We start from the raw sequence: 23,961 nt of genomic DNA on the forward strand, positions 1-23,961 counted from the left end.
TGCAAAAATCACTCGTACTCTGTGCGAAATTGTATTAAATCGGCGTCAGAAGCCATTGTGACGGATGATAAGTAGAGAGAAATAAGGAAAACGGAGTGTTTCAAGCTGCTGCCCGTCACTGATGTATTTCTCCTGCGGAGTGCCTACATTCTCGAAATAGCGGTAATCGTATTCGGGATGAAGGCGGATGCAACGGTGCACTTCATCGGTGCACTGCGACAGTTTCATGATGACTACCGTGTTCTGCGATTGTATCAGCCGTTCTATCTCTTCGGCGGTGGTGATGCCGGGAATTACGGTCAGCCTCTCTTCCCGGCTGGCGATGTGCAATCCGCCCCGTGCTCCGGCAGCGATGAAAGCGGGGATGCCGGCAATCTGTTCTACGGGGATGCCGGCGGCTTGCAGTTTCTCATATATATAATGTACAGAGGAGTAGAAGCCTGCATCGCCCTCTGCCACGATAGCCACTTTCTTGCCGGCGTGATGCAGGGAAAGGGCGGCGGCATACACTTGGTCGTAGGCGTTGAGGGCATCGGTCCGCTGCTTGCTCATGGGCAGGGAGAAGCGGCGGATACGGTTGGCGGGTATGTCGAGCCGGAGCATGATGTCGGCGGCGCGTGACAGGGAATGACCGTCGCGGACGGGTGTTTCGGGACAGAAGATACAGTCGGCATTTTGCAGGGCTTTCAGTCCTTTCAGGGTGATGAGTTCGGCTTCACCGGGGCCGAGGGATACGAATTGAATAGGGGACATTCTGTTTTTTATGTGCAAAAATCGGGAAATAATCAATAGTAAGCAAGATATTCGCTATCTTTGTTACCCTTACAAATAATGGAAGCCTATGGACTACCAACTGAATACGCGTTTGAACGGCAATATCGCAATGACATCCCGCTTTCACGAAAACAAGCCGCTGCAACGCGACAAGACTCTGTATAAGTTTCTCTGGGTACAGAGCGGCACGCTCGCCATCGAGGTAGACCATATACCCATGAAGCTGGCGAAAGACGAGATTGTCACGCTTACCCCGCTGCATCATCTGACTATCAAAGAGGTGGCAGGTGAGTTTCTGACCTTTGTTTTCAACAGTAACTTCTACTGCATCTACGGACATGACAATGAGGTGTCCTGCAACGGCTTTCTGTTCTACGGTTCGTCCCGGGTGATGCGGCTGAAGCTGTCCGAGGAGCAATCGTCCAACCTGCATGATATAGTCCGCATCTTCCGTCAGGAGTCCGCCATTAATGACAATCTTCAGGAAGAGATGTTGCGGATTGTACTGAAACGTTTCATCATCACCTGTACGCGCATAGCACGTGCAAGGTTTGGTGTGGGGCAGGAGAATGAAAGGACTTTCGATGTTGTCCGTCGGTTCTATGTGCTGGTAGACCAGCATTTCCGTGAAAAGAAACAGGTGCAGGACTATGCCGATATGCTTTGCCGTTCGCCTAAGACGCTTTCCAACTTGTTTTCTGCCTGCGGACTGCCTTCTCCGCTTCGCATCATTCACGAACGGATAGGTGCGGAAGCCAGACGCCTGCTGCTGTACACACGGAAGAGCGCTAAGGAAATCAGCGCCATCCTGGGCTTTGAGGACTTGGCTGCATTCAGCCGCTTCTTCAAGAAAATGACGGGAGAGAGTGTGTCGGAGTATCGGAAACAAGCACATCGGGAAGAATTGCCAATTGTTACGGAATAATTGCCATTCCATAACCGGCAGGAAACAGGGATCTTTGCAAAAACATTTCACCCGAGTGTCTCTGTGGTGAATCTAAAACAACAAAAATATGAAAACGAAATTGCAAAAACTGTTCCTTGCGGCACTGACGCTGGCCGCTTCTTTCCAAAAGTTGGGTATCAACCTCATCCGCGTGGCCATTCTTGTGATATTTGTATGGATAGGCGGCTTGAAATTCTGGAACTACGAAGCCGAAGGAATCGTTCCGTTCGTGGCAAACAGTCCTTTTATGAGTTTCTTCTACGATAAGCCTGCACCGGAATACAAGGAATACAAGCTGAAAGAGGGAGAGTTTGACGAAGCCAAGCACCGGTGGCATGTAGAGAACAATACCTACGGCTTCTCCCGTGGTCTTGGCATACTGATTATGGCAATCGGCATCCTTACTTTTCTGGGGATATTCTTTCCGAAAATCGGATTGGCAGGGGCTGCGCTGGCCGTCATAATGACTGTCGGCACGCTTTCGTTCCTTGTCACTACTCCTGAAGTGTGGGTTCCCGATTTGGGAAGCGGAGAGCATGGCTTCCCTTTGCTGACAGGGACCGGACGACTGGTGATAAAGGATACCGCCATCCTTGCCGGAGCTATCGTGGTGCTGGCGGACAGTGCAAAAAGGGTATTGAACCAATTGGAAAAATAAGACTATGAAAAAGTATGATGCTATTATTATCGGCTTTGGAAAAGGAGGCAAGACACTCGCTGCCGGGCTGGCTGAACGGAACTTTACTGTTGCTATGATAGAACGTTCGGATAAGATGTACGGCGGTACGTGTATCAATATCGGATGTATTCCGACCAAGACACTGATACATTCGGCAAAGTTGGCAGATACAAGTGCGTCCTGGGAACAGAAACGGGCATACTACCGCCAGTCTGTTGCACGGAAAGAGGAAGTTACTTCTTTCCTGCGTCAGAAGAATTACCGCAATCTGTCAGACAATCCTAATATAACGGTATATACGGGTACAGGTTCTTTTGTCGGTCCTGATGTGGTGGAAGTACGTATGGCGGAAGAAACGATTCAGCTTCAAGCCCAGCAGATATTTGTCAATACGGGAGCTGAAACCATCATTCCGCCTATCGGGGGAGTAAAGGACAATCCGAAAGTATACACCAGCACTTCCATTATGGAACTGGTGGAGCTTCCTAAGCATCTTGTTATTGTGGGCGGCGGATATATCGGCTTGGAGTTCGCTTCGATGTACGCTTCTTTCGGATCGCAGGTGACAGTGTTGGAAAGCTATTCCGAACTGATAGCCCGTGAAGACCGTGACATTGCTGCCAGCGTGCAGGAAGTGTTGGAAAAGAAAGGCATCACTTTCTGCCTGAATGCCCGTGTGCAGTCCGTGGAAGGTACGGTGGTTGTCTATCAGGATGCCGTGACAGGCAAGATACTGCAATTGGACGCGGATGCTATTCTTTTGGCTACCGGACGTCGTCCCAATACTGCGGGATTGAATCTGCCTGAGGCAGGAGTAGAGGTGAACGAACGTGGTGCTATTATCGTGAACGAGCATTTGCAGACTACCAATCCCAATATCCGTGCTATCGGCGATGTGAAAGGCGGACTGCAATTTACTTATATTTCGTTGGACGATTACCGTATTCTCCGCGAAGACCTGTTTGGAGCGGGAGAGCGTAAGGTGTCCGACCGTGAGCCGGTGAGCTATTCGGTGTTTATAGATCCGCCGCTTTCACGTATCGGTATGAGTGAGACCGAAGCACGTGAGAAAGGTTTGAACATTAAGGTAAACAAACTCCCCGTCTCCGCCATTCCCCGTGCCCGTACATTGGGCAATACGGACGGATTGTTCAAGGTGATAGTGGATGCCGATACCGATAAAATAGTGGGTTGCACTCTGTTTGGCCCGGAGTCGAGTGAAGTAATCAATCTGGTGGCGATGGCTATGAAGATGAGGCAGGAGTATACTTTCCTGCGTGATTTCATCTTCACACATCCTAGCATGAGCGAGGCATTGAACGATTTGATGAACTTGTAGTTTCTTTTATAACGATTTGTTCGGGAAGAGTTTGCGTATCTCCCCAAAATTGCCGAATATTGTGTCCTGAAATATAAAACCGAACAATCATGATCAGATTACCTCTCATGGGTCTTGTATTTGCGTGTGCAGTGTCTATGACTTCGTGCGGTACAAAGTCCCGGCAAGCATCCGGCAATTCCGATACTGCGGCTGTTGCGGTTTCCGTTGCGGATACCGCAACAGCCGTTATTCCCGTCTACGCCAAAGGCTATGCGGTGAAACATCTGCCGGGGAATGTGCGTCTGGTGGACATACACGACCCTCAAAAAGAAGAGGGGAATACCTTTCGGTATGCTTTGGTTCCGAGGGGTACGAAGCCTGCCGGTATTCCTGCCGATTATACCGTGATAGAAACTCCGGTGAAGCATGTTATCTGCATGACTTCCCTGCAACTGTCCAACTTCATCCGGTTGGATGCCTGCGATTATGTGGTGGGCATTACCAGTACCCGCCATCTTTTCAATAAGGAGATGAACGGGCGTCTGAAGGCGGGCAAGACATCCAAAATCGGGATTGAGGGGAACTTCGATAACGAGGTGATTATGAGCATTAATCCCGATGTTATCTTTATCTCTCCTTTCAAACGGGGCGGATATGACGCCATGCGCGAAACAGGCATTCCGCTGGTGCCGCACTTGGGATATAAGGAAATGACTCCGTTGGGGCAGGCTGAATGGATAAAGTTCATCGGTATGTTCATCGGTCGGGAAGCAGAGGCGAATGCCCGTTTTGCCGGGATAGAGAAGCGGTATAACGAGCTAAAAGAACTGGCTGCCGGTGTAAAAAAGCGTCCTGTGGTGTTCAGCGGTGAAATGCGTGGCGGCAACTGGTATGCGGTAGGCGGAAAGAGTTTCCTTGCCGAACTGTTCCGGGATGCCGGTGCAGACTATTTCCTGAAAGACGATCCGCGTTCGGGCGGTGTGACACTGGATTTCGAGACGGTGTACAGTAGGGCGGAGAGTGCCGACTATTGGCGCATCGTCAACAGTTACGACGGAACATTCTCTTACGATGCCTTGAAGTCTTTGGACCCTCGTTATGCCGACTTTCGCGCTTTTCGCGAGAAAGGAGTAATCTATTGCAATATGCGTGAGAAACCCTTCTATGAGAGTATGCCCATGCAGCCTGAGGTAGTATTGGAAGATTTGATTCATGCTTTTCATCCCGACCTGCTGCCCGATTATAAACCCACTTATTACGAGCGACTGAACTAATGAAAAGACCTGCATTGCCGTTGATGCTCCTTATACTGGCATCCATCTTCCTGCTCTTTTTGCTGAACCTGCTGTTGGGTTCCGTCCATATCCCGTTTGGCAAGATATGGGAATTGCTGTGGGGGACAGGAGCGGCTTCCAATCCCGATACGATGAGCAACCAGGAAGTTATCTGGAGCAATATTCTTTGGAAAAGCCGTGTGCCGCAGGCCTTGACGGCATTGGTGGCGGGAGCGGGGCTTTCGGTCAGCGGTTTGCAGATGCAGACGGTGTTCCGTAATCCGCTGGCAGGACCTTCGGTGCTGGGCATCAGTTCGGGAGCGAGCCTGGGAGTGGCTTGTGTGGTACTGCTGTCCGGTGCTATGGGCGGTGTGGCACTGAGCCGTTTGGGGTATATGGGAGAGGTGGCGTTGTCCGTGGCTGCCATTATCGGGGCATTGTCGGTCATGGCGCTGATTGTCTACGTCTCCCAAAAAGTAAAGGGGAATGTAACGCTGCTCATTATCGGTGTGATGATAGGTTATGTGGCAAGTGCCGTTATCGGTGTATTGAAATATTTCAGTGTGGAAGAGGATATACGGGCGTACGTTATCTGGGGGCTGGGCAGTTTTGCACGTGTCTCCGGTGACCAGATGCTGCTGTTTGTCTGTATCATGGCGGTGTTGCTGCCCTTGTCGTTCCTGCTGATAAAGACCATGAACCTGTTGTTGTTGGGCGACGGTTATGCACGTAACTTAGGATTGAATATCAAACGGGCGCGCCTGCTCGTCATATCCTGTTCCGGAGTGCTGGTGGCCATTGTCACCGCCTACTGCGGTCCTATTATGTTTATCGGGTTGGCAGTGCCTCATTTATGCCGCGCCATTTTTCACACGTCCGACCATCGCATATTGATGCCCGCTACCTTGCTGGTAGGCGCAGCCTTGGCGTTGGTGTGTAACCTGATAGCCCGCATGCCGGGATTCGAGGGAGCGTTGCCCGTCAATTCGGTAACTGCGCTGGTAGGTGCGCCGGTGGTTGCATCCGTGCTTTTCAGAAAGAGAAAAGGGGAGTTGAACGAATAAAATATCAAGTATATTGAACTCTAATATTACATATAACATTGAAGAACGAGACTATACATATCGAGAATCTTTCTATCGGCTATCCCGGTAAGAGTGATGTGAAGGTAGTGGCGGACGGCATCTGTGCAGGCATCAACAGTGGCGAGCTGACCTGCCTGCTGGGTGCTAACGGAGTGGGTAAGTCCACACTGCTCCGCACTCTGTCCGCTTTCCAGCCCAAACTGGGTGGAGAGATACGTATTCAAGGCAAGGAGATTGAGTCCTATACCGACAAGCAACTGTCGCGCGTTATCAGTGTAGTGCTGACAGAGAAATGCGACATCCGCAATATGTCCGTTACGGAATTGATAGGATTGGGACGCAGTCCCTATACGGGCTTTTGGGGTACGCTTACCAAAGAGGACAGGCAGGTGGTGGAGCGAGCCGTTGCTCTGGTAGGTATTCCTCACCTTGCGCATCGGATGGTACATACGTTAAGTGACGGTGAGCGCCAGAAAGTCATGATAGCTAAAGCGCTTGCCCAGGAAACTCCCGTGATTTATCTGGATGAACCTACGGCCTTTCTTGATTTTCCCAGCAAAGTGGAAATGATGCAACTGCTGCACCATCTCAGCCGCCAGACGGACAAGACCATTTTCCTCTCTACACACGACCTCGAACTGGCTTTGCAGATAGCCGACAAAATCTGGCTTATGGACAAGGCGAACGGCGTCACCATCGGTACTCCCGAGGACCTTGCTCTGAACGGCAGCCTTAGCAGCTTTTTCGCCCGTAAAGGTATCGTGTTTGATTTGGAAACCGGATTGTTCCGTGTAGATAATGAATATACCATGCAGATACGTTTGTCAGGGCATGGGCAGAGATACGCCATGGTGCGTAAGGCATTGCAGCGTAACGGCATCCTTGCCAACCGCAACGTGGAGTCGGAAACCTACATCGAAACGGGCGATTTGAAAGGCGGCGGCGCTTTTGTCCTGCATCGTCCCGGTGAAGAACCGATATGTCTCACCAGCATCGGGGATTTATTGGCGAAGCTCCACGCAATCTCATTTTGAGTAATAAAGTGTCGGGCACGAACCCTACGGGCAGCATTCCTTTATCGGAACTTATATCCTACGGTGAAGAATGAAGCAAAATTTCGTGGCAGGTAATTATGGAATTCTTCCGTGTCTATTACCTGCCTTAGTTGCTGGTTGATCTTTACCAATCCCACTTGTGCCTCTGCACCGATAATGAGCCTGCGGTATTCAAATGTGATTCCCACGATGATACCGCCGTCCAGCCGCCTGTTTCCGGCATTATTCTCCAATATGTTGCCGAAAGTATCTATTTTGAAAAGCCGGTTCCCGTCGGAAGAACCGGTGTCGTGATAATACGGGATGCTGCCGGATGTCTTTCCGCCCACGCCGCAGGCAATGTACGGACCGGCATTCAGCGAGGTATGGTAATCTTTTCCCAACGGCAACCTTGCAGCTATTCTGACAGGTATCTGCAAGTATAGCTCGTTCATCTTGGCGTTCTTCACATAGTCCATATCATCCTTGCCGCCTATGGATACAAACTCTAAAGCAGATTGTAAGACCCAGGTCTTGTTCAGTGCGTATTTCGCGCCTATTCCCGCTTTGCAGGCTATTCGCGTATCACAGCAAGAGTGCTTTCCGTAGAGGCGGGAAGTTCCGATTCCCGCCTCTGCATAAAAGGAGAGAGGAGATTGTGCCTGTGCGGTCGATGCGGCAACCGCCATGTACATTATCATCAATGCCTTTTTCATACATATATTTTTCCGTCTTCGCTGATTAATAAAATCGTGAGTTCTCCATCGGGCAGCAGGGGAGCGCAGCATTGTTTGCAATGCTCTGTCAGCAGTTTGGAGAATGTCTCCAGTTTTTCCGCAGGGATAATATCCCATAGTTCCCGTGCCAGATTCATATTCCGGATAGCGGTCAATACATCTTCGTTGCATCCTGTCCGGTGCGCTATGTCCTGAATGAACTCCTTGTTCATCGTCACTTTCTTGCTATGGGTATCGAGGTGACCTTCCGCCAGTTTCACGGCTTTGCCTATCATTACTCCCAGCGTGACACGGGGTAGTTTCAGCTTATCGGCAATCTTCAGCGTCTCGCCGATGAAGTTGCCGTAATGGACAAAGGCCTGTGCCGGCAGTTCGGGATAATAAGCCTTGATGTACCGTTCGCTCTTTGCTCCGGAGCTGATAACTACACGCGGGCTGCCTGTGGCGCATGCCACTTCCATCGACTTTCGGATGGAACTTATAAAAGCTTCGCTGGAAAACGGCTTTACAATGCCTGATGTGCCGATGATGGATATTCCCCCTTCTATGCCCAGACGCGGATTGAAAGTACGCTTGGCTATTTCCTCTCCGCCGGGTACGGAGATGGTCACAACAATGGGATCGCTCATTTTAGGCATGCCGACGTAGTCGAGGTACATCCTTACATTGTCTTCTATCATCTTGCGTGGCGTGGGGTTAATGGCAGGCGCTCCCAATTCCAATCCTAATCCCGGCATGGTGACGATGCCTATTCCTTCTCCGCCGGCAATGATGATATTAAAATCTTTTTGCGATGTTTCATCGTTGTTTTCATCTATATCGATCGGAAGAATGATATCCGCCTTTATCCGCATTCCATTGGTAATGTCGGGGTCATCTCCGGCGTCTTTTATGACGCTGGCTTCCGACTCCACTATCCAATTGTTGTTTATGGAACTGGAACGGGGATATCTCTGCTGCGGCTCTACAGGAACATCTATCAATTCTCCGTTGGGTAGGATTACTGCAAACTCCGGGGGACGGGGAGTTCCCTGAATGTTGAATATATCCCATATCGCAGCCGCAGCTGCGGCTGCTGCGCATGTTCCCGTAGTGAGTCCGCTGCGCAGGGGGTAGAAGCCGGGATAGTATTGCTCTACCGTTCTACGCAGGCCGTATTTCCCGTTTACGGACAAGAAGTTGGGGTGAAGCGGCGGGCGCTTTATTACAAAGATGCGAATGCCCAGTTCCTGAGCTGCTTTTAGTTTTTCGGAAAATCCGCCGGAAGCACCGCTCTCTTTGAGGATGACAGCTTCGGGGCGTATTTGCTGCATCAATAGGCGTTCGTCTTCTCCGGTATGGTAGTAACGTAAATATTCTTCGGGGAATCCCTGGTTTCTCGCTGATTCGCGTGAACTTTCACGGTCGAGAATACGGAAATAGCAACGGCTGCTTTCCATCCATAGCGCTTTCAGTTTGCTTATGCTGTTTACTCCTGTCAGTGCCAGTATTATATAGACTTCTTCCTTTTTTATTTGGCGGACAGCGTCTTCATAATTGTCGCACCATACAATGCCTTCATTATTCTCTATACGGGGGTAAATGCGTTCATAACGGATGACCGGAATCTGAAGTATGTCAGCAGTTTCACTGACGTTCCTGTGCAGCTCTTCGGCAAAAGGGTGCGCTGCGTCTATCAGCAGCGAGATGTTCTCTTTACGGCAGAAAGACTCCAGACTATCTTTATCCATGCCACCTTGCAGGCGGATGCCGTTATGCAGAGGAACTTCTTGTTCATTGCCCTTGGTTGAATAATAGAAGGGCTTTCCAGCTTCCTCAAGTGTTTGGACGGCTATGCGTCCTTCGGTTGTACCGCCTAATACTAATATCATTTTTTATTTTCTGAATAAGTGTTTGAATTCGTGTGCATACAGTCGCGACAGTCCTTTGCGATTGCCGATAGCCTCGCCTACGACAATCATGGTTGTCAGGGTCAGGTTATTTTCTTTTACTATCCGTGCAAGGTCTTTCAGCTCTCCCCGGAAGATGCGTTCGTCCGGCCAGGTGAGGTGATAGCATACGGCTACGGGGGTTGTTTCGGGATACTCCTGTAGAAGTTCCGCCTGCACTTGTTCTGCAATGCTTGCGCTAAGGAAGATGCACATGGTGCTTTGCGAGCGTGCCATGAGATGTAATTTTTCCCGTTCGGGCATGGGTGTCCGTCCTTCACCGCGGGTCAGTATGATGCTCTGTACTTTCTCCGGGATGGTGAACTGCGACTTTAAAGCCGCCGCTGCTGCCTGGAAAGAAGATATGCCCGGAGTGATATGATAACTCATGCCGTATCGGTCGAAGTAGTTCATCTGTTCCTGTATCGCACCATAGATGCAGGGGTCACCCGTATGCAGGCGTACGATGAACTTTCCTTGGTCGTAGAACTCTTTCATCAGTGCAAACTGTTCTTCCAAATCCATGGAAGCGGAGCTGCGGACTGTTGCGCCCGGTTTGGCGCAAAGTGTCAGTTCACGAGGCACGAGGCTGCCTGCATAGAGGATGAGGTCTGCCTTTTCCAGCATCGCCCGTCCTCGCACGGAGATAAGGTCAGGGTCGCCGGGACCTGCACCTACAATCTCGATGTGCCCCCGGCGCTGGGCGCAGATGTCCAGGGTGGCGGCTACCGTATAGTTCTCGCCTTTGCATTTCGGCATTATCAGTTGGCTATTTCCGGAGGACAGCAATGCGGCTGCCTCGCTTACACTGGGCGTACCCATGTGCTTCATCACTGTTTTGCTGGGGTGGGGCACGTCCATTGTCGCCAGTTCCTCGGCCGTATAGAAGAAGACTTCGTATTCCTTTTGGAGCGATTTCACTACCGGTTCGTCACGCTTGACGTTAATCGTAGATATGGTTATGATGGATTGCGGGGAGATGTTGTACTCTTCCAGCTTTTCTATAATGCCTTTCACAACTTTTCTCGTGGGGCTTGCCTGCCGGGCAAGTCCGATGCCGACGTGCACCACGCGCGGCACATAGCAGATGGACGGTATGTCCTTTATATAATGTATTCGCGGAGAGACGATCAGTACCAGCTTGAAGCGGGATAATTTGATGTCTTTCATCTGATAGAACACCTCTACATGAGGGGGAAGGTTCGCTTCCATCCAGTCGGTTCCTTTGTCGCGGATTTCCAACAGCAATGCGGTAGGCTGTCCGGTTACAAAAAGGCTGATAGCCTCGTTCATGCACGCCTTCATCTGGTCGTCGGGAGTTTGGGTAAGCCCTGCCAGCAGGTGGGTGGAAGGGCTCACACAGATGGTCGGAGACCAGCCGAAGCGTTGGGGAAGTTTGTCCAATGCCCACAGTCCGGTAAGGTCGCTTTGAGTGGTTATCACGGGTTCGGCTCCCAATGCACCGGCCACTGTCTCGGTCAGTTCGTTGGCTCCGCCGATATGTCCGGAAAGGACGGAAATGGCATGTTTACCTATGCTGTCCACGCAAATTACGGCAGGGTCTGTGTACTTGTCCTTCACGCAAGGGGCGATGGAACGTACGCAGATGCCTAAGGCTCCGATAAAGATAAACGCGTCGTAACGATTGAAATTCTTGACAGTGAAACTGCCGGTCGATTCGATGTGCGTACATCCGCTTTCATAGCGGGGAGTGAAAATCTCCGCTTCGGGAAATTCTTTGAGCAACAGCCGGGCGGAAGCCATTCCGGTTTCCGAAACGAGCATGATGGCCGTCTTTATGTGGGATGTTTCTGTTTTCATACAGGTTATTTGTTTTTATAATGAATATAGCTTGTCTTGTTATTTTATGAAAGTGTTGCTTTCATGATTTCAATAGGGTTATAATCATTCAGTGCGATGCGTGCTGACGGATGCAGTATCAGCCCGGCGGCTCCGGCTCCTTCCATGAATACTTTTTTACTGTCTGCCGATACGGAGTTAAAAACGATACAACCGTCGGGCTGTAACGCTTCCTTTATCTTCATCAGCATTTCCGGCAGATGTCCGCCGTGCCCGCCTATGAAGACGGCATCGGGACGGGGGAGAGTATCGGTCGCCGTTTGCAGGAAATCGCCTGTGATTGCCGTAATGCCCGGCGTACCGAAGCGGCGGCTGTTGATATTCATCAGTTCTTCGCCCTCGGCACGTACCTCAAAGGAAACGACCGTGAGGTGAGGGAATTGCAGCCGGGCTTCAATGGAAACCGACCCGGTGCAGAAACCGATATCCCAGAATACACGGCGGTGGTTCAGTTCCAGCGCTTGTAACGTAAGCAGGCGGATAGGTGCTTTGGTTATCATACGGGTACGTCCGTCCAAATGTGCGAATTGCTCGTCGGGGATACCAAAAGGGCGGGCTTCGGGAAAAGAGGTGGCGCAAAGCAACAGGTTGTTGGGATGCTCGAATCCGCCTTGCGTTGCTTCCTGTAGTGTCATGTGGCGGATGCGTTCTTTTTCGGGGTTGCCAAGATGCTCGCCTACATACATGGTGTAACGGTCGTATCCGTATTCCAGCATGCGGGCTGCGATTGTGGCGGGCGTATGTTCCCGGTCGGTAAGGATGCCTATCTTGGGAGCGCGTTCAATCAGGGCGCGGTCGAATTCATTCCAGGGACGTCCCGTCAGCGAAACGGTTCGCATATCGTCATAAGGCATTACGAGGCGGTGTGCTAATGTTTGGAGAGAATTGAAAGAGGGGTATAGCTTGATTTCAGCATCCGGCAATTTCCGTTTCACCGTATTGGCAAAGCCGAAGAACAGCGGGTCGCCCGAAGCGAAAACGATAATTTGCCGGGGGACGGCATCCGTTTGTCCGTATCCGTTACTGCTGAACACTTTCTCATATTGTGAGAATACGTTGTCCAATGGTACGGTAATGGAAATCCATTCCGCATCATCCGGCAACAAGTTTCCGACAATTTCTTTGTGCCGCACTCCCCCCGAAAATACTTTCCCGTGCCGTATGTGTTCCAATACTTCCGGCGGAAAGAAAGGCGTCCGGTTATCGTCCGTTCCTATAATGATAAATTTTCGTTGTATAACCATTCACTTACCACTAATCGTTAATTCTTAATCGTTGTTTCACACGTCTCGTCCCGGTCGTAACTGTTCCGCATCATTGTAGCACAAAACGGCGTTTACTAATGTTGCAGCAAGGTTGCTTCCGCCTTTGCGTCCTTCTACAATTATTTTAGGGATGGCGGTGAAAGGCTTTGTCATGTGCTTGGACTCCTGTACGTGTACGAAGCCCACCGGAGCGGCGATAATCCCAGCCGGATGCGCTTTTCCTTTGCGTATAAGATCGCATAGTTCCATTAATGCTGTCGGAGCGTTGCCGAATACAAAAAGGGCGTCTGGATGGTCTTCAACGGCAAGGCGTGTGCCCGCTTGTGTGCGGGTGATGCCTTTCTCCGTTGCCATTGCTGCGGTACGGGGATCGCCGAGATAGCATTTCACCTTTACGCCCAAACGTTCCAAAGCTCCTTTACGAATGCCGCTGGCAGCCATTGTCACGTCGGTAACGATGGTCCGTATGCGTTTCCCGATGATACCTTGATATAGTGTTTCCACTGCTTTTTCGTCTGTGTGCAACAGCTTTTCCATTTCAAAATCTGCGGTGGTGTGGATGGCGTGTAGCAACGCCCATTTATGGTCGAGGGGAATGTCCCGGTTCCTGAGCTCTTTCTCGATGGTACGGAAGCTCCGTATCATGATGTCCTGCCCTTTACTAGCTCCATACTGGGTATTCCCGGTCGCAACCTCCTCCCGGTAATATCCCCGCGGAGTAATCATCGTACCGTTCCATTCGTACGATTGCGAGTTGCCTATCAGTACTACGGTAAACATATCCGTCTTTTCGGGGTCGAACGCTTCCAGCGTCGTTATGTGCACTTCCTGTTCGGGACGCCCTGCCTGGCGTACATAGCCTACGGGGGTCTGTGGTGAACGTCCTTCTTGCAGGAATAACTCTTTCAGCCGGTAAAGTTGCCAATAGCGGCCTTCACTTTTGGGATTGTAGACGGCTGTCACGAAATCGGCTGCGGCAGCGGCAATGATACGTTTCTCGATGCGTTCCCACGGGGTCATCAGGTCTGAGAGGGAGATAACGCAGAAGTCATGTCCCACAGGAGCTCCCAGCAGGGAAGCCGCTTTCTGGAATGCGCTGATACCGGGCAGGGAAATAATCTCTGCGTTACTGTTCCGTTCCCGCTTCATTTCATACACAAGCGGCGTCATACCGTAAATCCCTGCATCGCCCGAACTGATGACGCACACCGTTTTTCCCTGCTCCGCCAGCTCGAAAGCTTGCTCGGCGCGGATACGTTCGCGTTTCATTCCTGTATCTATACATTCCGTATCGGGGCGCAGGTACGGAGTGACAAAGCGGAAATAGTATTTATAGCCCACCACTGCATCCGCTTCCTGTAAAGCGGCAACAACAGCGGGTGTTATGTCTTGCTTATTGCCCGGACCGATGCCGGCGATGATTATTTTGGGTTGTTTCATTTGCTATCTGACTTATTGCTGTCTGTTCTGCAGAGCATGGTAAGTGTTACGCCTGCAGTTCACAAAGATACATTCTATTTATCACATTATGGCATGAAAAGTGACTTTCTCACTCGTTTTTTTCCCCTGCCGCATATACCGCTTTCTTTTCCATGATGCCCTGTGTGCGGTGCTTCAGTCCGAAGCGGATATGGTCTACGAATATCTTTTGTATTTCAGGGATTTGCCCTAAACCTTCCATGCGCACATGAACGGTATAACCTTCTTTTTCAAGCATCTCCCGCCATTCTCCGGCAATATCGTTTTTGGCGTGGTCGCCGGCTACAAACATAAAAGGAACGAGTGTCACACTCTTTGCTTTGGCCGCTTTCAGTTGTGCCAACATGGTTTCAAAGGTGGGATAGCCTTCGATGGTCCCCACATGGAAGTTACCGAATCCGGCTACTTTCAGCATATAGTCCATCTGACTGTATGTAGCAGTACCGGGCGTATAAGTGCCATGCCCTACCAATACGAAGTGTTCTTTACCCTTTTTCTTTGCACTCTGCTGCACCGAAGCATTGAGGCGTTGTCCTAAAATATCAGTTACTTTTTCCGCATCTTCCACCGAATAGAGTAGGGGAGTGCCTACGCGTATCTCCTTGAAGAAAGGCAGTACGCTTTCCACATCACGGCGGAGCGACTCCATTTCCACACCGTCAATGATATTGGTACTTTGCACAATAATGTGTGTGTAGCCCTCTCCACGCAGTTGGAGTAGCGCATCCAGCGGGGTATTTTTGACAACGCCGCGTGTCTTGAGGCGGCGTATGATGATGCGCGAAGTATAGGCTTCGCGAAACTCCAGGTCGGGAAAAGCCTTGCGTGCTTGGGCATTGATAGCATCAATCGTCTGCGTACGTGTATCATCGTGCGTCGTGCCGAAGTGTACCATAAGCAATGCGGCCTTTTCGCCAGGTTTCATGCTTGCAAGCATATCGCTCGACACGAAGTTTCCCCCTTCGTGAGCGGAGCAGAAGAGAGAAATGGCAAGGAGCAGGGAAAGGAGAGATGTTTTCATAAATAAAAGTAATTACTGTTTTGTAAAAATGATTGCTGTTTTTTTATTTCTTAAACCGTACCGACAAACTCACGTATACCGAGCGTCCCGGGCTGAGCGTGGAGAAGTTATTGTTCCAGGGGCGGTCATCTTTCTTGTCGAAGATATTCTCGATACCTACGCCCGGTTCCAGAACCACGGATTGCAGATTGAAGGTGTGGCGGGTATTCAAATCCCATTGCTGGAATTTGGGAGCGTAACCGTACGTTTGCGAGTAGCGTTCGCCTTGCAGGTGTCCGTGCACGTTTACGTTCAGGCGGTAGAAGCTCCAGGCGTGTTCCCACTGGCCGTTGATGTTCCCCATGTGCCTGACGCTTTTGTCTATGGGCGACACTTTGTAACTGCCGTCGGCTTGCAACTGCTTGGCCTCGGTGTCCATGTACGTGTATCCGCCGCCTGCCCTGAAGCCCGCGCCTAGGTTCAGGCTGGCGTTCAGGCTGATGCCTTTGGTCTTGGCTTTGTCCACGTTGTCGCGCTGACGTATCTCGTCGAAGGTGGCGTGCTTGTCGTCCAGTCCCATGTCGTGTATCTCCTGATCGGAGAGGGTGCGGTAGTTTATCATGTCGCGGATGTTGTTGATGAACCCGGTGACGGACACGGAGAGCCGGCGGTAGTTGTACTCCGCATTCAGCGAGTAGAAGTTGTTCTTTTCTGGTTTCAAACCGATGTTGCCCGTGGTGTAGCGGTTGCTGGTCTTGGATTCGTCGGTGGCGTAAAGTTGCGACAAGGTAGGCGTGCGGAAGCCTGCCGCGTAGGCGGCACGCAGGTTCAGTCCGCCGAGCTTGTACATCAGCGATACGTTGGGAGTGGCATAATTCTTGAAGTTCTCGTTGTAGATGTAGCGTATGCCCAGTACGGCTTGCAGGTTCAGGGGCAGCTTTATTTCATCCTGTGCGTAGAAAGCGAGGGTGTACATGTGGCGGGAGTCGATGTTGTCCGATTCGCTCTCCAGCCCCTCGTTTACGTATTCTACGCCGGCAGACAGTTTGTTGCGGCTGCCCAGGCGGAAGATACCTTTGATGTTTCCGTTGTAATATCGCACTTGTTTGCGGGTCACCCGGTCGCCCGGCAGATAGCTGCCCGACTTCTTGAAGTACATATAGTCCGACGAGTAATTGTCCGAGTAGAACTCTGCATCGATGTAAGCCGAACGGTTTATCATGTACTTCATGCCGGTGCCATAAGTATAGGTCTCGTGTTTCAGATTGTAGGTATAGGCGTCTTTCTGCACGAACTGGCCTTTGCTTTTGGCATAGTAGGTGGCGTCCTGCGGACGGCGGGTTTTGTTATCATAATAAGTACCGCGCGCGTAGAACGACAGTTTATCTGTGGCATTGAATACGAAACGCTGGTTTACGGTGTTGGAGTAGAAGCCTACGGAAGTAGGACGTCCGGTTTCGTAGCCGTTCTCGTCGATGTTGTTGTTCTGCCAGCTTCCTGCCTGACGGCGCTGGTAGGAAGTGTAAGAGGAGAACTTGCCCGCATTGACATCGGCATTGACGCTTTCCGTCAGGCGTCCCTCGCCGGAGTAGTGGGTGTAGCTGGATACGTTTACGGTGTTCCGGGCATCGTCCGTGATGATGTTGATAACGCCGCCTATGGCATCGCTTCCGTACAGGGCGGATGCTGCGCCGTTCAGTATCTCGATGCGCTTGATGTTGGCCACGTTGATGCGCGTGTAGCGGTCTTCGCCTGCCAGACGCTTGCCGTTTTCCAGTATCAGTATGTAGTCCTCGTTGATGCCGTTCAGGCTCATGGTAGTGCCCATGCCGTTGGTGTAGGAAGATATGTTGGGCGTCAGTTTCACCAGCGCTTCTTCCAGCGTGGATACGTTGGCGCCGCCTATTTCTTTGGCCGTGATTACGGAGACGGGAACGGGGCTGTCTGTCATGCGGCGGTGCGTACCGGTTCCGGTCACTACCACCTGGCTGAGGTTGCTGTAACTCTCCTCCAGCTTTACAAGGATGTTTTCTTCTTGTCCGTCCGCGGTGTATTTTTTGGGGGTGAAGCCGATGTAGGAGAAGCGCAGCGTGTGTTGTCCGTCGGGCAGATTGTCGATGGTAAATTCTCCTTTTCCGTTGGTGGTGCATCCCGTCAGACTGTTGTCTACGCGGATATTTACCCCTGCAAGAGGCTCGTTCGTGTCGGCGCTCACCACCTTTCCGCTCAATGCGGTTTGGGCATGGAGCAGGGGTGTCAGGCAGCACAGTATGGCTGCCAATAAATAGTTGGTTTTCATTTATTGAAAAATGTAAGATTAATACTTGTCTTCCTGACCCCGGGAAGGCGTTGACTGTGTAATTGCCCAGGCAGGTTTCCTGACTCAGCCCTACGGAAAACCACACCTTCCCGTCTCCGGTCTGCGATGGCTCAAACTGATGTTCGCTCTCACCAACAGCCGTCTGTAAGACAGTGGCATTGTTTTGAAGAATGTTTTCCGTATGCTCCGTTGCTGCAACAAGCAGGCGGAGCAAAGTGGCTTTACAGTAGCGGGCACTGTTCCGGTTTCGCACCGGATTCCCTTTTATACAACTCGTTGGAATAACGGAGTGTATCACCTAAGCGGTGACAAATATAGATATTATCTCTGGAAAAATCAATTAGGAATGAATAAATGATGATGGCGTAACTAGTGGCCAATGACTTATGAGGATGGATTGTACCTGTCTGAAAAAAAATAAAATTCTTACACTGTTTTGTTGTGTAATAGAGTAGTTTCTTTTTACGAAGAATAGTAGGTTATGATTAAAATGAGTTAATAAAAACCAATTTTGGATTCTACGGCAGAATTTTTAGTATATTTATTAACAATTTTCAGTTGTGATATAAATGACCTTGACTATTTTTTCAATGGCGCTGATTTATATGTGGAAGAATTGTTGAATGACAACGACTGTACTACCTAGTATCGTGGCATTGTTTGCATTATTTAATGCTGGCTTAAAACCAATATTAAAGACTATAAAGATAACAGGACCGGATGCCCTTTTATTGTGATAGATGCTTACAATGAGGAAAGGGTGTTGAAATACAATGAGAGACAATTTAAAAAAATAGTAAAAATTATGATATACATGAAGCTTGTTAAATATCTGTTTTATATACTTATGCTATTGGGAGTAACGGGTGTATGGGCACAAAAGAGCGACATACGCTTGGGAAAATTACTCAATAATGGCGATTGGTTTACACTGGAAGAGGAATATCCTATGATTAAAGATAGCGTGCAAACTCCTATGCTCAGATTAATGTCTGAAGCCTTATTGGGATATTATTTCAATCGCCCGGACGAAACGATAACGTGTGTAGACTCGTTGTTGCAACATTATCAAGCTGAACTCGGACTTGGAAATATAGCCTCTATGTTGCTTGTAAAATCTATTGTAGAGGCAAATAGGGGTAATTATGCCGTGGCTGCCGATATATTGAAGGATTTTACATCGCAGCTAAGGGAACAAGGTGTGGCAATGGATTACACTCAAATAGATGAAGCAGTCCAGTTTTACGACCGCTTCCGTAATTGCCCACCAATGAGCATAGAACTCCCTCAAAAAAATACTGTGATAGCAATGAGTAACGACAGCATCAGACTGAATATAAAAAACGATACAGTACAGAGGGGAACTAGCATGTATGTGTCGATAACAGTGAACAGTAAACAGTATAAAGCAATATTTGACACAGGTGCAAGTACCACTTTCATGTCGGAAGCATTTGCTAAAAAGACAGGTGTGAGATTGATTGCAGATTCTTTACAGATACATGGTGGTATAACGGTTTACGGACAATCGGGTATCTTGGACAGCATGCAGATAGGTGATATCATGGTAAGGAATATTCCTATAACGATAAATAAGGACACAACACTGAACAAGGTAGAAGATATTGACTTTCTTATTGGGGCAGATGTAATGGCATTGCTGGGAGAGATACAAATATTTCCTCACAATGGGAAAATAGTAATTCCCACATTGTTGACGGAAAAACCTGCAAGTGGCAGCAATATATACATGGATAATCGCTCTCTTATACTAAAAGGGGAAAGCTGTGGAAAATCATACAATTTCTTCTTCGATACAGGTAATGGCCTTGCCGCTCTATCTCATAATTTTTACGAAAGTAATAAAACAGAAATTGATGCAAAAAGTAAACGTGTTAGGAGACTTACGGGCGGAATTGGTGTTGTAGAGGAACGCGACATGTTAATTTTGCCCGAATGGTCGTTTCAATTTGGTGGAAGAAATGTAGTGCTCAAGAATATTGCAGTGGGGCTTGAAAATAACAGACTTGTGCCCTACGCAGGTAATATTGGAATGGCACTTATCAACCAATTTGACAAGGTGACTATCAATTTTGATAAGTGTTTTGTGATTTTTGAGTAAGATGTACTTATCTTGTTTGGCTTGTGGAAAAATGTTGTCTTTTAGCGTTTGGGTAATTTCTTTTATGTAGCCAAAGAGGAGCAATATTCTTTAAGGCTTTGATTTAATAGTTTGATTATTAATATAATATGCGGGTGCTCCTCTGTAGATGAGAAATACCCGCATATTTTTTCTGTCTCAGCCTTTCCTCTCCTTTTTTCCCTTATTGAATTAAGAAAATGGAGGACAAATGTTATGCTTCCGGCTGATACCCTTCACCGTTTTCCCAGGCATCGGCATCCCATTGCTCTTTCAGGTGATTCACCCAGATTGCGCGGATTTCGGGATAGCTGCCCAGAGCCTTGATACCGCAGCCGTCTTTGATACCGTGATCGGCATCGGCCTGGCCTACGGGATGGGCTTCAAATGTTCTGTCTACCTTGAAACCTGCTTTCTCCAGACGTTCGCGCCAACTGTACTCGTTGGTATTGAGTTCCACTTTATCCAAGCCTTTGTTCTCGGCTATCGCTTCGATGCCCCATAGGTCGTTGTGGGCATGGTCACCGGCGATGGACATGAAAGGAGCGAGGTATACGTTTACTTCATTCGGCTCCAGGTTATTGTCCTGGCAGTACTTCATCACTTGCGAATAGATGCAGCCGGGATAGTCGGCTATCATTTGGGCGGCAGGTACTACCGGGATACGGTCTACCGCTTTCTCTTCCTCTTCTTTCGGCCAGAAAAGCATTTCTCCATAGTCTACAGTACCTACGAAGATATTCTTGTTTGTGGCAAGAGTATGCAAGGCGGTTTGGACTTCGGAGTATTTGGTGTTGGCATTGTAGTTCACATCAGGGTTACCGTGTCCCATCAGGAGAACGATGTTTTTCTTTTCGGCCAGTTTGTCTTTGTAGTGGTTGTAAAGCACCTGTGCCACTTCGTCCGTATCATCATCGGTAGAGAGCAGGTTGGCGCCTTTCAGCACGTCGATGTGCGGATACCAGTCAATCATAAAGTTTTTCTTGATATCGGTATTCATTAGAGAGAGGTATTCCTCGCCGGGAATGACGTGAAGCGACTGTACGGCTACGCGTGTATATCCTGCATCGCCGATGGCTTTCAGCCATTGGTCCAGTTTGTAGCGCGCTTCGCCGGTAGAAGCCTCTGCACGGCCGATGCAGGTACGTGAGGTGAAAGACATATAGATGTCTGTTTGAGGGAACTGCTTCCGGAAGTCGGCGATGATTTCGTTGTAAACGTCCAATGACTCATTATAAGTGCTTCCGAAAGTACAGAGTAGGATGGCGGTGTCATACTTCTTGGTTTCGGCTACTACCCTGGTTGCAGGGTTTACGGTACTTTCTGCATCGTCGTCATCGCTACAGGAGGTGAATCCTGTGCAAGTTGTGGCTGCTACGAGAGCCGCCATCAGATAAAACTTGAAATTTTTCATACTTTGTTTGTAAATTGATTAATAAAAAAGATGTTTTTCTCTATTTTGCCCCGCCCCTGTTCTTGAACTTTATAAGCGCCGATGCGTAGAAATTCCTTCCCGGCGTGCTGGTAGCCCGGTTACGTCCGAAAGGAGTGCGGTCTACGTAGTTGAAGAGGTTGTCTACACCTATGTTCATTGTCAGCGTCCAGTGCCGCATCTTCATTAGGGTATGGGCGGTGTTGATGCGCCATGTCTGGAAGCCGTCGGCATCGTTGTCGTTGACGTAGTGGCGGGTCGACTGGTATCGGCCGTACACTCCCAAGCCGAGGCGGTAACAGCGCCACGTGTGCTGCCAGGTGGCGTTGAGCGTGGCATTATGGTTGGATGTGGCGTCGATGTAGAGGTACTTCATGTAGTTATCGCCCGTATCGGCGGCATACTGCGCTTTCGGATCGGCATAGCTGTACCCACCGCCCAGCATGATGTCTTTCGTGGGGCGGTAGTTGAAGGTGAAGTCCATGCCATAGATGCGGGCTTTCGTGAGGTTGGTGTATTTCTTGCTTTTCTCTATTTCGAGGAGCTTTTCTTCGGGGGTGACTTTTATCTCTACCAGCTCTATCATGTTGCGGATGAAGTTGGCATATCCGGTCAGGCTCGCCTGGAACTTGCTTCCTGCATACTCCACGCTGATGGAAGTGTATTGTGAGGTTTGCGCCTTGAGGTCTGTATTGCCATGATAGGCGGTGAGGGAACTGCCGCCGATGCTGCCTGTGTGTTCATAATAAAGCTCTTTGATGGTAGGCGCCTTGAAGCCCATGGCATAGGAAGCGCGCAGGTTGAAGTTACCGGCTTTGTAGAGTGCGGATACTTTGGGGCTGAGGTTCAGTCCGGTTTCCTTGTGTTGTGTGCCGCGTACGCCGGCAGTCAGTATAAGGTTGCTTGTGGCAGTCCACTCTTCCTGCGCATAGGCGGCGAGCGTATAGACGGAAGCGATGTCGCCTGCTATGTGGTGAGGCGATTCCAGACGGTTGTACTGGTACTCTATGCCGGTATTGAGGATGTGCCGGTCGCCGAAGTAAAAGATACCTTTTACCTGCGCCAGCACTTGTTGCTGTATGCTCTGCTTGATACGCTGGCCGGGGTAGTAGGTGATGCGGTCGCCGTCTTTGAAGTAGTCGGTGATGTCTTTCAGCTTATAGTCGTAGAAGTAACCGTAGCGACCGTAAGAGAGGTCGGCGGTGAGGTAGTTGCGCCCGTTCAGCTTGTACCTGCTTCCGGCGGCAAAAGTATAGTTGCGGTAGTAGAAGTCGTTGGGCAGGTACTTCCACGGGCCGTGCGTACGCATCACCCAACGTTCGTAGTACGTTCCTTCGGCGGTGAGGTTCAGTTTTCTGTTTACCTGCCATTCCAGATTCTCGGAAAGAGTATAGTTGCTGGAACGGTTTACGGTAAGCATGGTGGAACCGGGCTTCAGTTGGTTCTGATCCCATTGCATATCCGTATTGCGCCAGCCGTCGGTGTGCCGGAAGTTGATACCGGTCACCGATTTCAGTTTGCCGTAGTTGAAGCCGAAGCTGGCGCTTTGCCGTACATCGCCATGCTCGCCCACACGGGTGGTGCTGGTGAGTTCCATTTTCTCTCTGCTCCGTTTGGTAATGATATTGATGACTCCGGCAATGGCATCGCTGCCGTAAAGTGAAGAAGCGGCGCCTTTCACGATTTCGATGCGCTCTATGTTGGCGGGATTCAGTTGGTTGAGGTCGTTTTGTCCGCCGATGTCCCCGTTCATGCGCTTGCCGTTTATCATGATGAGTATATAGTCGTTGTTCAGCCCGTTGAGCTGGATATGGCTGCCCATGTCGCCGTCATGGAAGGTGAGGGAAGAGTTGAGCCCGCTGAGAAGGTCGTCTATGCTGCGCGCCTGATATTGCTCCAGTGCTTTTCCCGTGAGCACCTCTGTCTGCACGGGGGCGTCTTTCAGGTAGTGTTCGGTTCCCGTACCTGTTACCACTACTTCGTTGAGCAGTAACGAGAGTTCTTTCTCATCTTTGTTTTTAAGGATACTTTGTGCCGGGGCGGATTGCATCACACCGCACAGCAGTACCGCTTCAAGCCAATACTTGTGCTTCATCGTCTACCGATTTTTTCGTTGATAAAACAAAACGGCACTTCGCTTCTGTGTGCGAAAGGTAATGGCCCGAAAGAGTAAAATAGGAATCCTATCGTATCAGTATAGGGGACATCGCTTCTAATCCTGGAAGCTCAGTGCTCAAGTTACGGAAGTTGGTAGGTATTCTGGCTCTCCTCTGCTTGTATTACCTTCCCATCGCGTTGCCGCGACAGTGGCTTTTGCGGATACAAACATCTTTTATTGAGGATTACAGCTGCAGGTACAGCTCCGGTTTTGCACCGGATTCCCTTGCATCGGCAGGCGGATATGCCTTCCCGATTGCCAATTCCGGGGGTAAAGATAAAGACTTTTTATATATTATTCAGCTTTTTCTTCCTGATTATTTTCTTTTTTCTTCATTTTGTCTTTCTATCGGTAGTATTCCTCTGCTTTTGCAAGTGTTTCCGGCTTGCCGATGTCGAACCAACGGCGGTCCTGAAGCGGATAACCCTGTATGCAGGCTGTTTCGCACACGGATAGATAAAAAGGAATAATGGAGAACTTCCCTTCCCATTGTCTGCTTTCCATATAGCGGAAAAGGGAAGGGGATATG

General features: G+C 49.7%; 17 protein-coding genes, 1 pseudogene and 2 riboswitches. Of the genes and pseudogenes, 7 read left to right on the forward strand and 11 right to left on the reverse strand.

The window, feature by feature from the left end; translation table 11 throughout:
- Nucleotides 1-45: 45 nt before the first annotated feature.
- Nucleotides 46-753, reverse strand: a complete 708-nt coding sequence (locus AB5903_RS08030; RefSeq protein ID WP_016662095.1) for a precorrin-2 C(20)-methyltransferase — start codon at nt 751-753, stop codon at nt 46-48.
- A gap of 88 nt (nt 754-841) precedes the next feature.
- Between AB5903_RS08030 and AB5903_RS08035 the strand changes: the two genes are divergently transcribed.
- The 6 genes from AB5903_RS08035 to AB5903_RS08060 all read left to right on the forward strand — a co-directional run bounded on the left by AB5903_RS08035 (nt 842) and on the right by AB5903_RS08060 (nt 7,113).
- Nucleotides 842-1,699 carry a helix-turn-helix domain-containing protein gene (locus AB5903_RS08035; RefSeq protein ID WP_217733251.1) on the forward strand — a complete coding sequence of 286 codons (858 nt, stop codon included), beginning with the start codon at nt 842-844 and terminating at the stop codon, nt 1,697-1,699.
- 88 nt (nt 1,700-1,787) lie between these two features.
- On the forward strand, nt 1,788-2,378 hold the full coding sequence (locus AB5903_RS08040) for a DUF417 family protein (RefSeq protein ID WP_217733253.1): 591 nt from the start codon (nt 1,788-1,790) through the stop codon (nt 2,376-2,378).
- A 4-nt stretch (nt 2,379-2,382) separates the two neighbouring features.
- Nucleotides 2,383-3,738, forward strand: a complete 1,356-nt coding sequence (locus AB5903_RS08045) for an FAD-dependent oxidoreductase (RefSeq protein ID WP_217733255.1) — start codon at nt 2,383-2,385, stop codon at nt 3,736-3,738.
- Nucleotides 3,739-3,827: 89 nt separating this feature from the next.
- Complete coding sequence (locus AB5903_RS08050; RefSeq protein WP_060385983.1) at nt 3,828-4,994, forward strand: ABC transporter substrate-binding protein; 1,167 nt, start codon at nt 3,828-3,830, stop codon at nt 4,992-4,994.
- Nucleotides 4,994-6,058 (forward strand): iron ABC transporter permease, encoded by a 1,065-nt coding sequence (locus AB5903_RS08055; RefSeq protein WP_022104796.1) that lies wholly within the window; start codon nt 4,994-4,996, stop codon nt 6,056-6,058. Before AB5903_RS08050 ends, AB5903_RS08055 begins: the two co-directional genes overlap by 1 nt.
- Nucleotides 6,059-6,096: 38 nt before the next feature.
- Complete coding sequence (locus tag AB5903_RS08060) at nt 6,097-7,113, forward strand: ABC transporter ATP-binding protein (RefSeq protein ID WP_117857535.1); 1,017 nt, start codon at nt 6,097-6,099, stop codon at nt 7,111-7,113.
- A 41-nt stretch (nt 7,114-7,154) separates the two neighbouring features.
- Here AB5903_RS08060 and AB5903_RS08065 read toward each other — a convergent pair whose 3' ends face one another.
- The 7 genes from AB5903_RS08065 to AB5903_RS08095 all read right to left on the reverse strand — a co-directional run bounded on the left by AB5903_RS08065 (nt 7,155) and on the right by AB5903_RS08095 (nt 17,681).
- Entirely contained in the window at nt 7,155-7,829 is a 675-nt protein-coding gene (locus tag AB5903_RS08065) for an outer membrane beta-barrel protein (RefSeq protein WP_117955103.1), read from the reverse strand.
- Complete coding sequence (gene cbiD / locus AB5903_RS08070) at nt 7,826-9,721, reverse strand: cobalt-precorrin-5B (C(1))-methyltransferase CbiD (RefSeq protein ID WP_005653308.1); 1,896 nt, start codon at nt 9,719-9,721, stop codon at nt 7,826-7,828. Before cbiD ends, AB5903_RS08065 begins: the two co-directional genes overlap by 4 nt.
- A gap of 3 nt (nt 9,722-9,724) precedes the next feature.
- Nucleotides 9,725-11,578 carry a precorrin-4 C(11)-methyltransferase gene (cobM, locus tag AB5903_RS08075; protein ID WP_181989548.1) on the reverse strand — a complete coding sequence of 618 codons (1,854 nt, stop codon included), beginning with the start codon at nt 11,576-11,578 and terminating at the stop codon, nt 9,725-9,727.
- Between the two features lie 65 nt (nt 11,579-11,643).
- Complete coding sequence (locus tag AB5903_RS08080; RefSeq protein WP_005653305.1) at nt 11,644-12,882, reverse strand: bifunctional cobalt-precorrin-7 (C(5))-methyltransferase/cobalt-precorrin-6B (C(15))-methyltransferase; 1,239 nt, start codon at nt 12,880-12,882, stop codon at nt 11,644-11,646.
- A 36-nt stretch (nt 12,883-12,918) separates the two neighbouring features.
- Nucleotides 12,919-14,343, reverse strand: a complete 1,425-nt coding sequence (gene cobJ, locus AB5903_RS08085) for a precorrin-3B C(17)-methyltransferase (RefSeq protein WP_016662090.1) — start codon at nt 14,341-14,343, stop codon at nt 12,919-12,921.
- A gap of 109 nt (nt 14,344-14,452) precedes the next feature.
- Nucleotides 14,453-15,403 (reverse strand): sirohydrochlorin cobaltochelatase, encoded by a 951-nt coding sequence (locus tag AB5903_RS08090; RefSeq protein WP_117906416.1) that lies wholly within the window; start codon nt 15,401-15,403, stop codon nt 14,453-14,455.
- Between the two features lie 43 nt (nt 15,404-15,446).
- Nucleotides 15,447-17,681, reverse strand: a complete 2,235-nt coding sequence (locus AB5903_RS08095) for a TonB-dependent receptor (protein WP_272709856.1) — start codon at nt 17,679-17,681, stop codon at nt 15,447-15,449.
- A 51-nt stretch (nt 17,682-17,732) separates the two neighbouring features.
- Nucleotides 17,733-18,019, reverse strand: a riboswitch (cobalamin riboswitch).
- A 497-nt stretch (nt 18,020-18,516) separates the two neighbouring features.
- On the opposite strand from AB5903_RS08095, the gene AB5903_RS08100 reads away from it, so the two are divergent.
- A complete protein-coding gene (locus AB5903_RS08100; protein WP_368117755.1) occupies nt 18,517-19,824 on the forward strand; it encodes a retropepsin-like aspartic protease in 1,308 nt (435 codons plus the stop codon).
- 232 nt (nt 19,825-20,056) lie between these two features.
- Here AB5903_RS08100 and AB5903_RS08105 read toward each other — a convergent pair whose 3' ends face one another.
- The 3 genes and pseudogenes from AB5903_RS08105 to AB5903_RS08115 form a co-directional block, all read right to left on the reverse strand.
- On the reverse strand, nt 20,057-21,256 hold the full coding sequence (locus AB5903_RS08105; protein WP_272709857.1) for a sirohydrochlorin cobaltochelatase: 1,200 nt from the start codon (nt 21,254-21,256) through the stop codon (nt 20,057-20,059).
- Between the two features lie 40 nt (nt 21,257-21,296).
- A complete protein-coding gene (locus AB5903_RS08110) occupies nt 21,297-23,369 on the reverse strand; it encodes a TonB-dependent siderophore receptor (RefSeq protein WP_272709858.1) in 2,073 nt (690 codons plus the stop codon).
- Nucleotides 23,370-23,505: 136 nt separating this feature from the next.
- A riboswitch (cobalamin riboswitch) is annotated at nt 23,506-23,710 on the reverse strand.
- Between the two features lie 67 nt (nt 23,711-23,777).
- Nucleotides 23,778-23,961: pseudogene (locus AB5903_RS08115) on the reverse strand (nucleotidyltransferase family protein); the annotation flags it as partial.

The organism is Bacteroides sp. 2201st1_D9_2201SCRN_220225, from assembly GCF_040928965.1.
GTDB classification, from domain to species: domain Bacteria; phylum Bacteroidota; class Bacteroidia; order Bacteroidales; family Bacteroidaceae; genus Bacteroides; species Bacteroides stercoris.

What these genes read in the sequence shown, in the direction of transcription:
- AB5903_RS08080 (WP_005653305.1), bottom strand. Translation starts at nt 12,882, where the DNA reads ATGGTTATACAACGAAAATTTATCATTATAGGAACGGACGATAACCGG.
- AB5903_RS08095 (WP_272709856.1), bottom strand. Translation starts at nt 17,681, where the DNA reads ATGAAAACCAACTATTTATTGGCAGCCATACTGTGCTGCCTGACACCC.
- AB5903_RS08065 (WP_117955103.1), bottom strand. Translation starts at nt 7,829, where the DNA reads ATGAAAAAGGCATTGATGATAATGTACATGGCGGTTGCCGCATCGACC.
- AB5903_RS08090 (WP_117906416.1), bottom strand. Translation starts at nt 15,403, where the DNA reads ATGAAAACATCTCTCCTTTCCCTGCTCCTTGCCATTTCTCTCTTCTGC.
- AB5903_RS08035 (WP_217733251.1), top strand. Translation starts at nt 842, where the DNA reads ATGGACTACCAACTGAATACGCGTTTGAACGGCAATATCGCAATGACA.
- AB5903_RS08110 (WP_272709858.1), bottom strand. Translation starts at nt 23,369, where the DNA reads ATGAAGCACAAGTATTGGCTTGAAGCGGTACTGCTGTGCGGTGTGATG.
- AB5903_RS08055 (WP_022104796.1), top strand. Translation starts at nt 4,994, where the DNA reads ATGAAAAGACCTGCATTGCCGTTGATGCTCCTTATACTGGCATCCATC.
- AB5903_RS08105 (WP_272709857.1), bottom strand. Translation starts at nt 21,256, where the DNA reads ATGAAAAATTTCAAGTTTTATCTGATGGCGGCTCTCGTAGCAGCCACA.
- AB5903_RS08045 (WP_217733255.1), top strand. Translation starts at nt 2,383, where the DNA reads ATGAAAAAGTATGATGCTATTATTATCGGCTTTGGAAAAGGAGGCAAG.
- AB5903_RS08100 (WP_368117755.1), top strand. Translation starts at nt 18,517, where the DNA reads ATGAAGCTTGTTAAATATCTGTTTTATATACTTATGCTATTGGGAGTA.
- AB5903_RS08050 (WP_060385983.1), top strand. Translation starts at nt 3,828, where the DNA reads ATGATCAGATTACCTCTCATGGGTCTTGTATTTGCGTGTGCAGTGTCT.
- cbiD (WP_005653308.1), bottom strand. Translation starts at nt 9,721, where the DNA reads ATGATATTAGTATTAGGCGGTACAACCGAAGGACGCATAGCCGTCCAA.
- AB5903_RS08040 (WP_217733253.1), top strand. Translation starts at nt 1,788, where the DNA reads ATGAAAACGAAATTGCAAAAACTGTTCCTTGCGGCACTGACGCTGGCC.
- cobJ (WP_016662090.1), bottom strand. Translation starts at nt 14,343, where the DNA reads ATGAAACAACCCAAAATAATCATCGCCGGCATCGGTCCGGGCAATAAG.
- AB5903_RS08030 (WP_016662095.1), bottom strand. Translation starts at nt 753, where the DNA reads ATGTCCCCTATTCAATTCGTATCCCTCGGCCCCGGTGAAGCCGAACTC.